Source organism: Burkholderia latens, from assembly GCF_001718795.1.
GTDB lineage: Bacteria > Pseudomonadota > Gammaproteobacteria > Burkholderiales > Burkholderiaceae > Burkholderia > Burkholderia latens_A.
On record NZ_CP013438.1, the window covers coordinates 1,895,674 to 1,910,255 of the forward strand.

At 65.8% G+C, this 14,582-nt stretch carries 14 protein-coding genes; 7 read left to right on the top strand and 7 right to left on the bottom strand.

The genetic code is table 11. From position 1 onward, the window contains the following. Positions 1 to 668 precede the first annotated feature (668 nt). From betI to betA, 3 genes are read left to right on the top strand one after another with little or no spacing between them, the layout of a single operon-like run. On the top strand, positions 669 to 1,253 hold the full coding sequence (gene betI / locus WK25_RS27700; RefSeq protein WP_040138618.1) for a transcriptional regulator BetI: 585 nt from the start codon (positions 669 to 671) through the stop codon (positions 1,251 to 1,253). A 32-nt stretch (positions 1,254 to 1,285) separates the two neighbouring features. Continuing rightward, positions 1,286 to 2,755: a betaine-aldehyde dehydrogenase gene (betB, locus tag WK25_RS27705; protein ID WP_040138619.1), complete on the top strand. Its 1,470-nt coding sequence runs from the start codon at positions 1,286 to 1,288 to the stop codon at positions 2,753 to 2,755. A 22-nt stretch (positions 2,756 to 2,777) separates the two neighbouring features. Next, positions 2,778 to 4,478: a choline dehydrogenase gene (gene betA, locus WK25_RS27710; RefSeq protein ID WP_040138620.1), complete on the top strand. Its 1,701-nt coding sequence runs from the start codon at positions 2,778 to 2,780 to the stop codon at positions 4,476 to 4,478. A gap of 79 nt (positions 4,479 to 4,557) precedes the next feature. On the opposite strand, the gene WK25_RS27715 is transcribed toward betA, so the two are convergent. From WK25_RS27715 to WK25_RS27740, 6 genes are all read right to left on the bottom strand, one after another. Continuing rightward, on the bottom strand, positions 4,558 to 5,679 hold the full coding sequence (locus tag WK25_RS27715) for a hypothetical protein (protein WP_069243298.1): 1,122 nt from the start codon (positions 5,677 to 5,679) through the stop codon (positions 4,558 to 4,560). A gap of 225 nt (positions 5,680 to 5,904) precedes the next feature. Beyond that, complete coding sequence (locus tag WK25_RS27720; protein ID WP_040138622.1) at positions 5,905 to 6,408, bottom strand: hypothetical protein; 504 nt, start codon at positions 6,406 to 6,408, stop codon at positions 5,905 to 5,907. 122 nt (positions 6,409 to 6,530) lie between these two features. Beyond that, positions 6,531 to 7,355, bottom strand: coding sequence for an OmpW/AlkL family protein (locus tag WK25_RS27725; protein WP_040138623.1), 825 nt, complete (start codon positions 7,353 to 7,355; stop codon positions 6,531 to 6,533). A 76-nt stretch (positions 7,356 to 7,431) separates the two neighbouring features. After that, entirely contained in the window at positions 7,432 to 8,685 is a 1,254-nt protein-coding gene (locus WK25_RS27730; protein ID WP_069243299.1) for a DUF2957 domain-containing protein, read from the bottom strand. A 71-nt stretch (positions 8,686 to 8,756) separates the two neighbouring features. Further along, complete coding sequence (locus WK25_RS27735) at positions 8,757 to 10,355, bottom strand: DUF2957 domain-containing protein (RefSeq protein WP_069243300.1); 1,599 nt, start codon at positions 10,353 to 10,355, stop codon at positions 8,757 to 8,759. 592 nt (positions 10,356 to 10,947) lie between these two features. Continuing rightward, positions 10,948 to 11,244: a cupin domain-containing protein gene (locus WK25_RS27740; protein ID WP_040138626.1), complete on the bottom strand. Its 297-nt coding sequence runs from the start codon at positions 11,242 to 11,244 to the stop codon at positions 10,948 to 10,950. Positions 11,245 to 11,437: 193 nt separating this feature from the next. Here WK25_RS27740 and WK25_RS31525 point away from each other — a divergent pair, with 193 nt between their 5' ends. From WK25_RS31525 to WK25_RS27755, 4 genes are all read left to right on the top strand, one after another. Continuing rightward, positions 11,438 to 11,671: a hypothetical protein gene (locus WK25_RS31525; protein ID WP_156789116.1), complete on the top strand. Its 234-nt coding sequence runs from the start codon at positions 11,438 to 11,440 to the stop codon at positions 11,669 to 11,671. A 2-nt stretch (positions 11,672 to 11,673) separates the two neighbouring features. Beyond that, the gene (locus WK25_RS27745; protein WP_040138627.1) at positions 11,674 to 12,618 is read left to right on the top strand and encodes an ABC transporter ATP-binding protein; all 945 of its coding nucleotides are present in this window, start codon (positions 11,674 to 11,676) and stop codon (positions 12,616 to 12,618) included. 5 nt (positions 12,619 to 12,623) lie between these two features. Then, positions 12,624 to 13,394, top strand: coding sequence for an ABC transporter permease (locus WK25_RS27750; RefSeq protein WP_040138628.1), 771 nt, complete (start codon positions 12,624 to 12,626; stop codon positions 13,392 to 13,394). Between the two features lie 146 nt (positions 13,395 to 13,540). Continuing rightward, positions 13,541 to 14,242 carry an MBL fold metallo-hydrolase gene (locus tag WK25_RS27755; RefSeq protein ID WP_040138629.1) on the top strand — a complete coding sequence of 234 codons (702 nt, stop codon included), beginning with the start codon at positions 13,541 to 13,543 and terminating at the stop codon, positions 14,240 to 14,242. A 36-nt stretch (positions 14,243 to 14,278) separates the two neighbouring features. On the opposite strand, the gene WK25_RS27760 is transcribed toward WK25_RS27755, so the two are convergent. Continuing rightward, positions 14,279 to 14,509: a hypothetical protein gene (locus WK25_RS27760; RefSeq protein WP_040138630.1), complete on the bottom strand. Its 231-nt coding sequence runs from the start codon at positions 14,507 to 14,509 to the stop codon at positions 14,279 to 14,281. Positions 14,510 to 14,582: the final 73 nt, after the last annotated feature.

A 14,582-nucleotide genomic window follows, 5' to 3' on the forward strand; every position in this document is an offset into this window, starting at 1 on the left:
GCAAGGGCCGGCGCCCGCCGCGTCGCGGTTATTGCCCGCGCTCATTGCCGATGCACCGCGGCAAATTCGCGCGGCGCCGATTCATTCCTTGAAGTGCGGCGCCATACTAATACGGGCAATATTACTTACTCAAGTCATTCCAACGATCCCCTCTAGTCCATCCGGAAATACGGGCGATTCAAATTTTTCCGGTGTTTTTTATGGTATGCGAAGTTCGTCGACAGTGAATGGCAATCGTTTGCGAGGCAGTGCCACACCATCGAACATAGAAGAATATTCTCTTCAAATTCAATTGATTACGCACCACCCAATCGCGTGATTGAAACGCATTCGGCCAAATTGACAGCCCGCCGGATGAACCTGCAAATACTTTGAAATTTACAAATCTGACGGAATTCGACATTCTTTCGAGATGTAATGAATCGGAATTTGAAACTACCGCACCTATTAAGCCGCCGAGACTCTCGACGTTTTAAACAAACTTAAAATTATTTAACCTGCTTTCAATCGATTTTTCCGCATCCGCACAATCGTTGCCACGGTCAGCGCCCCGCCTGTTGGCGGATTTATTACTCGGACCCTTATTTTTTCTTTGATTGAACGATCAATAAAAAACCGCTAAGCTCACGACTTCCAGCAACGGGCCCGTCCGGGCGAAGGGAGTCGCGATGCCGAAAGTCGGAATGCGGGAGATTCGCCGCGCACAGTTGATCGACGCGACGCTGCGCTCGATCGACGAGGCCGGCCTGCCCGGCACGACGCTCGCATCGGTCGCGCAGCGCGCGAATATCTCGACCGGCATCGTCAGCCACTACTTCGGCGACAAGGACGGTCTCCTCGAAGCGACGATGCGCCACGTGCTGCGCGATCTGTGGGCCGCCACCACGCAGCGCCGCGTCGCCGCCCGCAAAGATCCGCGTTCGCGGCTGCGCGCGATCGTCGCCGCGAACTTCGACGACACGCAGGTCAGCGCACCGGTAATGAAGACGTGGCTCGCGTTCTGGTCGCAGAGCATGCACGACGCCATGCTCAAGCGGCTGCAGCATGTCAACACGCGCCGCCTCCATTCGAACCTGTGCGCCGAATTCGCGAAGGCGCTGCCGCGTGCGAAGGCACGCGAAGCCGCCAGCGGCCTTGCGGCGCTGATCGACGGCCTGTGGCTGCGCGGCGCGCTGGCCGGCGGCCCGATCGATACCCGGGCTGCACTGAAGCTCGCCAACGATTACATCGACCTGCTGCTCGCGTCCCACTGACGCGCGACGCAGTCGCCCTCAAGGAGATCCTCATGTCCGTATACGGTTTGCAGCGCCTCTACATCGGCGGCGGTTACGTCGACGCCACCAGCGGCAAGACTTTCGACACCTTCGATCCGGCCACCGGCGAACTGCTCGCGCAGGTGCAGCAGGCGAGCGCGGCCGACGTCGACCGGGCGGTCGCGTCGGCGCAGGAAGGCCAGCGCGAATGGGCGGCGATGACCGCGATGCAGCGCTCGCGCATCCTGCGCCGCGCGGTCGAGCTGCTGCGCGACCGCAACGACGAGCTCGCGGCGATCGAAACGCGCGACACCGGCAAGCCGATCGGCGAGACGCTCGCGGTCGACATCGTCACCGGCGCGGACGTGATCGAGTACTACGCGGGCCTCGCAACCGCGATCGAAGGGCTGCAGGTGCCGCTGCGCGCCGAATCGTTCGTCTACACGCGCCGCGAGCCGCTCGGTGTATGCGCAGGCATCGGCGCGTGGAACTACCCGATCCAGATCGCGTGCTGGAAGACGGCGCCGGCGCTTGCGGCCGGCAATGCGATGGTGTTCAAGCCGAGCGAAGTCACGCCGCTCACCGCACTGAAACTTGCGGAAATCTATACCGAAGCCGGCGTGCCGGCCGGCGTGTTCAACGTCGTGCAGGGCGACGGCTCGGTCGGCGCGCTGCTCACCGGCCATCCGGACATTGCGAAGGTGTCGTTCACCGGCGGCGTCGAGACCGGCAAGAAGGTAATGTCGCTCGCCGGCGCGTCGTCGCTGAAGGAAGTGACGATGGAGCTCGGCGGCAAGTCGCCGCTGATCGTGTTCGACGATGCGGACCTCGACCGCGCGGCCGACATCGCGGTCACCGCCAACTTTTTCAGCTCCGGCCAGGTCTGCACGAACGGCACGCGCGTATTCGTGCATCGCTCGATCAAGGACGCCTTCACGCAGAAGGTGCTCGAACGCGTGAAGCGCATCCGCGTCGGCAAGCCGACCGATGCGGACACCAACTTCGGTCCGCTCGTGTCGGCCGCGCAGCTCGACAAGGTGCTCGGCTTCATCGAAAGCGGCAAGGCCGAAGGCGCGAAACTGCTCGCCGGCGGCACGCGGCTGACCGAAGGCCACTTCGCCAGCGGCCAGTATGTCGCGCCGACCGTGTTCGGCGACTGCCGCGACGACATGAAGATCGTGCGCGAGGAAATCTTCGGTCCGGTGATGAGCATTCTCGAGTTCGAATCGGAGGACGAAGTAGTCGCCCGTGCGAACGACACGCACTACGGCCTGGCCGCCGGGGTCGTCACCGAGAACCTGTCGCGCGCGCATCGCACGATCCATCGCCTCGAAGCCGGCATCTGCTGGATCAACACGTGGGGCGAATCGCCGGCCGAAATGCCGGTTGGCGGATACAAGCAATCCGGTGTCGGACGCGAGAACGGCATCACGACGCTCGAACACTACACTCGCATCAAGTCGGTACAGGTCGAGCTCGGCCGCTACAACCCGGTGTTTTGAGAACGAGAGGAGTTAACCCGTCATGACGACACGCGAATACGACTACATCATCTGCGGCGCCGGTTCCGCGGGCAACGTGCTCGCGACGCGCCTGACGGAAGATCCGAACGTCACGGTGCTGCTGCTCGAAGCGGGCGGCCCCGACTACCGCTTCGACTTCCGTACGCAGATGCCGGCGGCACTCGCCTATCCGCTGCAGGGCCGCCGCTACAACTGGGCCTACGAAACCGATCCCGAGCCGCACATGGACAACCGCCGGATGGAATGCGGTCGCGGCAAGGGGCTCGGCGGCTCGTCGCTGATCAACGGGATGTGCTACATCCGCGGCAATGCGCTCGACTACGACAACTGGTCGACGCACAAGGGGCTCGAGAACTGGACGTATCTCGACTGCCTGCCGTACTTCAAGAAGGCCGAAACGCGCGACATCGGCCCGAACGACTATCACGGCGGCGACGGCCCCGTGTCGGTCACGACCAGCAAGCCGGGCGCGAACCCGCTGTTCGAGGCGATGGTCGACGCGGGCGTGCAGGCAGGCTATCCGCGCACCGACGACCTGAACGGCTATCAGCAGGAAGGCTTCGGCCCGATGGATCGCACCGTCACGCCGAAGGGTCGCCGCGCGAGCACCGCACGCGGCTACCTCGACCAGGCGAAGGCGCGACCGAATCTCGAGATCGTCACGCACGCGCTCGCCGACCGCATCCTGTTCGACGGCAAGCGCGCGTCCGGCGTCACGTACCTGCGCGGGAGCGAGCGCGCAACCGCGCGTGCGCGCCGCGAAGTGCTCGTCTGCAGCGGCGCTATCGCGTCGCCGCAACTGCTGCAGCGCTCGGGCGTCGGCCCCGGCGCGTGGCTCAAGGAACTCGACATTCCGGTCGTACTCGATCTGCCTGGCGTCGGCCAGAACCTGCAGGATCACCTGGAGATGTACATCCAGTACGAATGCAAGGAACCGGTGTCGCTGTATCCGGCGCTCAAATGGTGGAACCAGCCGAAAATCGGCCTCGAATGGATGCTGAACGGCACCGGCCTGGGCGCGAGCAACCACTTCGAGGCGGGCGGCTTCATCCGCACGCGCGACGACGATTTGTGGCCGAACATCCAGTATCACTTCCTGCCGGTCGCGATCAACTACAACGGCTCGAACGCGATCGAGATGCACGGCTTCCAGGCGCACGTCGGCTCGATGCGCTCGCCGAGCCGAGGCCGCGTGAAGCTGCGTTCGCGCGATCCGAACGATCATCCGAGCATCCTGTTCAACTACATGGCCGAGGCGCTCGACTGGCGCGAGTTCCGCGACGCGATCCGCGCGACGCGCGAGATCATGCGGCAGCCTGCGCTCGATCGCTATCGCGGCCGCGAGCTGAACCCGGGCGCCGACTGCAAGACCGACAAGGAGCTCGACGCGTTCGTGCGGGCTCGCGCGGAAACCGCGTTCCATCCGTCGTGCTCGTGCAAGATGGGTTATGACGACATGGCGGTCGTCGACGAAGAAGGCCGCGTGCACGGGCTGGAAGGGCTGCGTGTCGTCGACGCGTCGATCATGCCGATCATCACGACCGGGAATCTGAACGCGCCGACGATCATGATCGCGGAGAAGATCGCGGACAAGATTCGCGGGCGCAAGCCGCTCGCGCGCGTGGACGTCCCCTACTTCGTCGCAAACGGCGCGATGGCGCGCAACGTCGCGAAGGCAGTGCGGCAGCCGGAGACGGTGTAGTCGGCAAGCGCCCGTCGCCGGGCGCGGCAGTCACGACGGGCGCGGCCCGCGGCACACTCGCCGCGGGCCGTTTTTCATTTCACCGGGCGCGGCCGCCGCGCGTGCGCAAGCGTGCGACGGACGTCGCGGCCGGCCGCGCGCGTTTGGCATGCACGATCGGGTTCGATCGCGACGTCAGGCTCATCGCACCGCGCAACCGGTCGAACGCGACATCTTCGTTTCGTCCGAAGCGGCCCGCTGCCGGCCATGCGAGCGTTTCATCGAGCCAGGCCTTCCACGCATCGCCGTGAAAGCGGCGCGCGAATCCGCGCACCATGTCCGGTGCCGCGATCACGATGCCGGCGAGCAGGTAGTACGCCCAGAAGCTGCCCGCGCCGACGAGCCGGTCGAGACGACACACGGACACCGCTGCAAGCAGCCCGGCGACCGATCCGAGATCCGCGCGCCGGTCGCGGATCGCGCGTGCGACGAGGTTGTGCCGCCCGCCGTACGCAGCGACGGACACCCCTTTGCCGGCGGCCAGTTCCGCGCTGAACATCGCGAGCGCGGCCAGCTCGTCGATACGCGCGGCATCGTTGCGGGGCCCGCAGACGTGCAGCACGTTCGCGTCGATGATCGCGCCCGGCCGCGCCGACGGATTCACGCGACGCGCCACGACGGCCGCGCGTCGTTCTCTCAGGTTTTTCGCAGGCGGCGCTTCGTCAATCTCGGGCTGTTCTTCGCGCTCGTACGCGGCGTCGCCTTCGCCGCATCCGGCATCCACGCCGCCGACGATCCGCTCCAGCGCGGCCCAGCCGTCGTCGGGGTCGTCGAACGCCCACGCGTCGACGAAACCGTGCGCGGATTCGAATACCGCGCGCGATCCCGGGCAGCGTCGCTCCGCGTGCGCAAGCTGCCGCGCGTCGGGTACGTGCATGCATGTTTCGCGCGGGTCCGTCGCGTTGCAAGCGCAGCCGCTACCGCCCGCCGCCGTCCACGGTGCGAATTCATGCAACGCAGCGATCGCGTCGTGCGACAGGTGCATGCCCGGTTGCGCGCGCGCGTCGGGCGACGGCCCGCCGATCGCTGCGCGTGCATCGGACGCCGCGATGCACGCCGCGTCGTCCAGGTGGTCGATCAGATACTGCAGCCACGCAGCCGTGCGCAGCCGGTCGGGCGTCGCACCGCGGGCATCGCCATACTTCGCGGGCTCGGTGAGCATGGTGGTTCGGAATGGTTCTACGAATCGGAATGGGTCTGGCGTGTCGGTCGACGCAGGCGGCACCGCCCATCGCACCGGCCGCTGCATTGCCGCCCGCGTCGGATCGCGACGCGGGCGGCGCCCCGTTCGTCACGCCGCCAAGCGTGACGCCGAAACCGGTGCGCCCGCCGCGCATCCTTGCACGGCCCTCGTATCTGGCGGGCGCCCCGGCGTCGATCACGATGCTTACTGCACGTGGAACTTCGGCGACGTGGCGACCGTGCCGCTCACCGTACAGTCCGGCGTCAGCACGGCGTTGTTGAACGTCAGCGACGAGTTCGGATCGCTCCACGTCGTCACGACCTTGCTCGGTCCGCACGTGCCGAGCAGCGTGACGCTCACCTTCGCGTTGTTGATCGACAGTTGCGTCGTGCTGTCGGCCTGCCCCGTCCACGGTGCCGCGCTCGTCGCGCTCCCGCTGATCAGACCGCACGTCGCGCCGCCCGAGAACGTCGTCGACGTGATGCTGACGATGCCGGTCGACGTGATCGTGCCGTTGAACGTCGCATTGCAGCTCGCGTTGACGGCCCCTTTGCTGAGCGTCGTGATCCCCGACGCGGAGAACGGTTCGCCGTTCGGATTCATCGGCTGACCGTCCGCGCGCGACACGGTCACCGCGAACGCGGGCGCGGCCGAAACCGCGGTGAACGCCACTGCAGCAACAAGCGATACGATTTTGCGAATGCTCATTTGCACTGCCCCCTCTCTTGACAAATGGCGGCACGCCGCCAGAAACGCGACCGTCCGGCCGGATCGCTCCGGGCCGACCGGTCGCAGGACGCCGCCGGCGCGCGCGATGCGCGCCGCACGGCTCAGAACTTGTAGGAAATCCCGACGAACGTGATCAGCGGATCGGCCTTCAACCGCGTGCGCGTGGTCGCGAGCGTCGATCCGTCGGCGGCCTTGATTACCAGCGATGAATAGGTCTTCAGCGGCATGTACGTGAGCGTCGCCGTCAGTCCCCAATGCTTGTCGATCGCATAGCTCGCGCCGACGTTGTAGACCGGCGTGAACGACGACGACGCCTTGCCCTCGACCGACGTCGGCCCCGGCTTGCCGGCGCCGGCCGCGAGCACGCTGCCGAGGTTCTCGTTGATGTCTCTCGCGAAGTTGCCGTTCAGCTCGATGTTGCTGAACCAGCTGTAGGCGACGCCGATCCCGACGAACGGGCGGAACTTCGCGGTCGGCGCGTTGAAGTAGTACTGCAGAATGACTGTCGGACTCCATTGCCGAGCGTTCTTTACCGCCGGCTGGTTCGACGTCTTGTCCATGTCGACCGAGCCGAGCGCGCCGGACGGGCCGGGCGGCCGGATCACGCCGTGCCCCGTGAGCGTGAACTCCGGAGGAATGCCGAGCACCGACGTGACTGCAATATGGTCGGTGAAGAAGTGCGTGAGCGTGAGACCGACCGTATCGGCATTGTTGACGGTCAGGCTCGTACCCGGCGACGTGAACGACCCGGGCAGACGCAGCGGCCCGTTGATCGGCATGCTCGCCAGATTCGTCGTCAACCCGTTGGTCGAATCCTGCGGCATGATGTGCAGCCAGCCCAGCGTCGCGACGTTGTCGCCCGCCTGCTGGGCCGATGCGAGCGTCGACACGCCTGCGACGACACCCGCGACAATCAGCTTCTTCATCAAGTCTCCCCTCATTCTGTCCGGGCGGCGCCGCGCATGTACGCGCATGCACCGCCGTGTCTCCATCCGCGCGCGATCACTGCACGAACGCACCGACCGTGAAGTACGGATTGCTCGCATCGGCCATGTCGAGGAACCCGAACACGCCGCCGGTGAACACGAACTTGCCGGTCGCCGGCCCCGACGCCGCATCCGCATGCACGGTCGTCACGACGCCCGGCACCTTCTGCGTGAAATCGAGGTTCAGCGCGCGCGCGAGCGCGGCCTGTGACGCGTTGAACGGATCGAGCAACGTCGCCTGCGCGCCGACGAGCGCGGTTGCGCGGTAGTTGAACGCGCTGTCGACACCCGTGTACTCGCCGTTTTGCGACCCCTGCGCGACCGCCGTCCGGGGGCTCAGGAACGAAATCCCCGATTCGTCGTCCGCGCTCGGCGGCCCCTGCGTGAGGTCCGCGTTCGCGGCACCGGTGCGGATGAAAATCGGTACGAGCTGATTGCGCAGCTTGCCGACGATCAGGATCCCCTTGCCGGCCTTCGCGGGATCGAGCGCGGCGAGCGTCGGCGCAATCTGCGGCTGGTAGTTGAGCGACTGGAACGCCGGCGCATCGGCGCGCAACGTGAACGGCTGGTTCACCGTCGGGCTCGACACGAGCGGCTGCCCGCCGTTCTTCTTGCCGAAGTTGTCGGTTTCGACGTAACTGCCGTCCGCGTTGATCGTCACCTGCTGGTCGAGCGCCACGGGCTGGAAACTCTGCGACGGCACCTGGTGATAGCCGAGCTGGTTGTAGGCGCCGGCGATCTTCGACAGATCGGTTTCGAGTGCCGAGAAGCTGATGAACGGGTAGTACGGGAACGTCGTCTTCGGAATCCTGCCGACCCCGATCACACCGTCGAACTGGATCGTCGCGCCCGGAATCGCGCCGCCCAGCACGCCTTCGCCGAGGAACAGCCGCGCGGGCCGGTTCGGATCGAGGCTCGCGTTCTGCATCCGGAACGTGCACTGGTTCAGCTTGACGGTCGGCAGGCCGGTTTCGTCGGCCAGCGTGCCGTCGACGACGTTGGCCGGGGCCGTGTCGCGCGTCGGCTGAACCGTGCCGGCGGTGCTCGGCACCGGCGACGCGAGGTAGGTCACGCGATACGTCATCTTCGTCGTGTCGAGCTGCACCTTCACGAGTTCGCCCGATCCGGAGCCGCCGATGAACACAGTGTTGTAGTCGATCGTCTGCGGGCACAGCCGGACCACCGGCGCGGGCGGCGGGTCGCCGTCGCCGCCGCATGCGGCCAGCAGCGGCGCGACCGACACAGCAGCCATCCAATGCTTCACATTCATAGGAATCCTCTTGAATTTCGATTAGCCGGCGGCGACGCATGCGCCGCCGGTGTTCCATGCCTTGTACGCCGTTACTGAACGAACGCGCCGACCGTGAAGAACGGATTGACCTTGCTGTTGTTGACGGCCATCGCGTAGATGTTGCCGGCCGTCACGAGCCAGCCCGTGTCGCCCTTGCTGAAGATCGCCACGTTGCCGTTCGCTCCCTTCGCGTTGAAGTCCTGTGTGGCGGTGACCTTGATCTTGCCGGGCGTAGCCTGCGTGTAGTCGAGCGCGAACTGCGACGTGACCGACGACGTCTGCGGGTCGATGAACGCCGCGGTCGCGCCCTGGAACAGCGTCGACGTATAGTTCGCGGCGATCGTCGATACCGCGGTGCCGTCCGTGCAGTTTCCGGCTTCGGGCAGGAAGAACGTGCCGTTGAACGTACCCGGCAGATCGGGATGCGCGGTGGTGCTGCTGAAACTCGGCCCCGGGATCGCCGGCGCGCCCGACACGCCGTTGGACGTCACCACCCCGCACGCGGACGCGCTCGTCGCACCGATGAAGCCGCCCTTCAGCACGTTGGCCGCGACCGGCTGCGCGCGCGACAGCATCGAGATGCCGACTTCCGCATCGGCGACGGACGCGAGCAGGTTGCTCGCATCGGCATGCGAATAGCCGACGCGGATCACGATCGGCACCAGCACGCCGTTCAGCTTGCCGACGATCATCACGCCATGCGCCTGGGTCGGTGCGAGCAGCACGAGCGGCTGCTCCTGCCCGGCCGACGGATACGGCGAGCCCGGATTCGCGCCGCTGACGAACACGTTGTCCGCACTCCCGTCCGCGTTCTTGCGCAGCGTCCACGGTGTGCCGGTCGTCTGGCACGAGTAGTCGCTGCCCGGCGTGGTCGTGCACGTGCCGTCCGCATTGAGCGTCTGGGTCCAGTTCACGACATCCGGCTGCCAACCCTGCGGCGTCGCGGTCTGATAGGTGCTGCCGGTCGGCGACAGATGAATGCCGACCTCGTTGTACACGCCGGCCACCTTCGCGAAATCGGTCTCGGTGTCGGAAAAGCCGATGAACGGATAGAAATCGAACGTGCGCGACGGCACGGTGCCGATATTGAGCCCCGGCACGACAGGAATGCCGTCGAACTGGATCGTCGCCCCCGGAATCCCGCCGCCCACCACCCCGTTACCGACGAACAGCATCGGCGGGTCAGCACGGTTGATCGTCACCGCATACGCGCCGTCGCTCGTCGCGCCGCTGTCGAGGACGAACGCGCAACGGTTCTGCTCGGCGGTCGGCAGGTTGGCCGGATGATGGAACGCGCCGCTGATCGTAAGACCGGCGCGCGTGTTGTTGACCTGTCCCGCCGACGTCGGCACCGACGAGTCGATGAACTGCATCTGATACGTGAGCTTCGTCGTATCGAACTTCACCTTCACGTATTCGCCGCTACCGGCGCCGCCCGTATATGTCGTCGTGTAGTCCAGCGAATCCGGGCACAGTTTCGTCACCACGGGCGGTGTCGTTTCGGCGCCGCTCGGCCCGCATGCGCTGCCCGAGCACTGCGGCACGTTGATCGGACCCGGATCGTCGCCGCCGCCGCAACCGGCGACGAACGGCAGCGCCAGCACGGCGCCCGACAGGATCGCCTTACGCCATTCAGGAATGCAAAGCATCAACCCCTCCTTTTGAGGTACGACAGTCTCGTCCGGACGGGCTGCATGGCCCGCCGGTTGGTATCGCGCCGCCGCACCGGCATGCGGCGCATGATGCGGAGCGCCTACGCGCGGTGTCGCGGTTCGCGCGGATGCGGCGAACCCAGCCGCGACACGCCGGCGCGCTCGGGAAATCGAAACGGGATGGTGTGCGTCGCTACACCGGCGACGCGAAGCGATGATGCGGGGGCGCAACTCGCGGCGCGCCCGCATCCGGCGACGAGCAAGAAAATGGCAGTGCGGCTGCCCCCTCGAATGGGCCTCTCATGATTTGGTCTCCGTACGTACGCTGGATTCGTTATCGTGATGCGTCGTTTGCCGAGACTATGAGCGGACCCCGCGCGCAAGTAAATGGATGCAGAGTTCCAAACGAACGGAGCGCGCGTGATCCTCGTGCGCGCGCGGTGTTTGACAGTTTTTCAAACGGCCTTCAATTTATTTGCTCAGACAAATACCCGCGCAATCTCACTGCGTTTGAAGGAGACCCGTTCAAACCCGCGCGAAGCGCGCGCGACATGTATCGCCCGCGCGGCGCGCATGCTGCGGCGCAACGTCATACGTCGATGATCGCGAGCGTGCCGTGGCTGCCGGGCAGCACCGCGTGACGGGTGCCGGCCGTTGCGAGATACATTTGGCCGGGCTCGACCACGATCGTCCGCGCGTCGACCTCGAGCATCAGCCGGCCGTCGAGCACGAGCAGCCCTTCGTCGTAGTCGTGCACTTCAGCGTCGTACGGCTGCGCGTCCATCCGCAGCACCTTGATCCGGGCCGGCCCGACTTCACCGACGATCGTGGATTTCCACGCGGCGGCCTGCGCGGCCGCGACGGACTTGAAATCGATCAGAGACATGCGCACCGCTCCGCGAACACGAGAGGACCGCATTATCGCCAGTGCGGGGCGGGCCGTCCCGGTACGGCGCGGCGGCGTTCCGGCAGCACAGTCGCGACGGCGCCAAGCACGCTTCCGCGCGCAACGCGCGTCCACCGCAGCGGCCGGGAAATGCCGCGCATTGTTCTCTCGTGCCAAATAAAGCACCGTTTTATTGAAGATTTTCCACACATTTCATGCGAATCCCGCCCAGGCATCGCATGTCGTACTCATCAAAATGCATTTCCATGTTCCGATTGCTAATATGGCGGTCCTGCGATCCCCCACCACAACGCCGTTCCACATGACGCCCGTTCGCCATGCCGCACCCGACACCGGCCGCCGCGCGGCTGCGGCATCGGGCAAGCGCGGCGCACTGCGTCTGACCGAGCGGCCATGCCACCCGTGAGCATGCAACCGATCCTTTCCGTCTCCGATCTCTCCAAGACTTACGCGTCCGGCTTCCAGGCGCTGAAGCACGTGACCCTCGACATCCAGCCCGGCGAAATCTTCGCGCTGCTCGGGCCGAACGGCGCGGGCAAGACCACGCTGATCGGCTCGATCTGCGGCATCGTCACACCGACCGAAGGCCGCGTAACGGTCGGCGGCCACGACATTCGCGATCACTACCGCGCGGCGCGCGAAATGATCGGCCTCGTGCCGCAGGAACTGACGACCGACGCGTTCGAAACCGTATGGGCGACGGTATCGTTCAGCCGCGGCCTGTTCGGCAAGGCGCCCGATCCCGCTTACATCGAAAAGACGCTGAAGGCGCTGTCGCTGTGGGACAAGCGCGACAACAAGCTGATGACGCTGTCGGGCGGCATGAAACGCCGCGTGATGATCGCGAAGGCACTGTCGCACGAGCCGCGCATCCTGTTCCTCGACGAGCCGACCGCCGGCGTCGACGTCGAACTGCGCCGCGACATGTGGAAGCTCGTCGATTCGCTGCGCGAAAGCGGCGTGACGATCCTGCTGACCACGCACTACATCGAGGAAGCCGAGGAGATGGCCGACCGGATCGGCATCATTCTCGGCGGCGAGCTCGTGCTCGTCGAAGAGAAGCGCGAACTCATGCGCAAGCTCGGCAAGAAGCAGCTGACCGTGCAACTCGAGCATCCGCTCGCGGCCGTGCCGGCGGAACTCGCTGCGTTCGGGCTCGAACGCGCAGCCGACGGCACCGCGCTCGTCTACACGTACGACTCGCAGCGCGACGACGCGAGTATCGCGACGCTGATCAACGCGCTCGGCACGGCCGGCATCGGCTTCCGCGACCTGCACACGACGCAGAGCTCGCTCGAGGACATTTTCGTCAGCCTGATCGACAATCGCCGCAACGGCGCACAAGGGGCCTAACGCACATGGCGAACTGGAATTTTCACGGCATCCGCGCGATCTACCGCGCCGAAATGGCCCGCACGCGCCGCACGCTGATGCAAAGCATCATCGCGCCGGTGATCTCGACATCGCTGTACTTCGTCGTGTTCGGTTCGGCAATCGGCTCGCGCATCAGCGACGTGAACGGGATCGGCTACGGGTCGTTCATCGTCCCGGGGCTCGTGATGCTGTCGCTGCTGTCGCAGAGCATCTCGAACGCGTCGTTCGGCATCTACTTCCCGCGCTTCACGGGCACGATCTACGAGATTCTGTCCGCACCCGTGTCGTACTGGGAGATCGTGATCGCGTACGTGGGCGCGGCCGCGTCGAAGTCGTTGCTGCTGGGATTGATCATCCTCGCCACGGCCGGCCTGTTCGTGCCGCTGCATATCCTGCATCCGTTCTGGATGGTGCTGTTCCTCGTGCTGACGTCCGTCACGTTCAGCCTGTTCGGCTTCGTGATCGGGATCTGGGCCGACAGCTTCGAAAAGTTGCAGCTCGTGCCGCTTCTGATCATCACGCCGCTCACGTTCCTCGGCGGCAGCTTCTATTCGGTCGACATGCTGCCGCCCGCCTGGCGCATCGTGACGCTGTTCAATCCGATCGTCTATCTGATCAGCGGCTTCCGCTGGTCGTTCTACGGGCTCGCCGACGTGCACGTGTGGATCAGCCTCGCCGCAACCACGCTGTTCCTCGCGATCCTGCTCGCGATCGTCGCGTGGATGTTCCGCACCGGCTACAAACTGAAGAACTGACGCGCCACGGCCACCGCCGGCCGGTTCGCGGATCGGCGGCGACGCTGCTAGACTGGATCGGAGATCGACTGCTGCCGCGCGCCGCACCACAACCTGCGGCGCGCGGGCGCCGCCGCTCCCGCCCCATTCCCTGCGCGAGGATCCCGATGAGCGCCTCCCGAATCGACGCCGTCCGCGACGGCCTGTTTCGCGCGACGTCCTACGTCGACACGCTTGACCTCTGCTTCAGCCAGTTCTTCGTACGATCGCCGCATGGCGACGTGCTCTGCGTGGAAACCGGCACGCGTTCGAATTTCACGCAGCTGAGCGCGGCGCTCGACACCGTCGGCATCGCGCCGTCGATGGTCAGCAACGTGATCGTCCCGCACTTCGAAGCCGACGAAATGGGCGCGCTGCCCGATTTCCTCGCGGCCAACCCGGCGCTCGTCGCGTATGGACATCCGATGTGCACATGGGGGCTCGCCGACGTGTTCGGCGTGCGCGCCGTCCCGCTGAAGGATGGCGAACCGGTGACGCTGTCGGGCATCGACGTCGTGCCCGTCTTCACGAAGCACGTGCATCAGTGGGACGCGCTGGTCGTGTATCTGCCGGCGTACAAGGCGCTGCTGTCGTCGGACATCCTGATGCGGTTCGGCCGCGACGATGCCGAAGATCCACTGCCGCCAATCGTCGACGCAATCAAGCGCTCGGATTACCTGCCGTCGCTCCGGCATCTCGCCGGCGCGCTGCGCCGCATTCAGGCGCTCGATCTCGACATCATCTTGCCGATGCACGGCGCGGCGATCACGCGCGACATTCCGCGCGTGATCGCCGGCGTGATCGAACACTGCGAGGCGGCCGCGGCGTAGCGCGCAAGCGCTTTGCGTACGGCCGGCGGCGGCCGGTTACGCGCCGGTCACGACGAATTCGGCGGCCGCCTTGCTCTGGATCGCGGCCATCACCGCGAGCTCGCGCTCGCTGCACGGCTCGCCGGACACGACGCCCGTCGCATGCTTGGCCTTCGCGCCGAGCGGAAAGAACACGAACGACGCGCCGGCCGGCGCATTCGGCTCCGCCCGCAGGCGTTTGTTCAGGATCTTCAGGTACTTTTTCTTCGACACTTCCTTCGTTGCCATGACGCCCTCCGCATCGACGTGATGCCGGTCAGCATATCAGCTTTGACCGGCGGCTCGGACGCGCCGCCGCGCG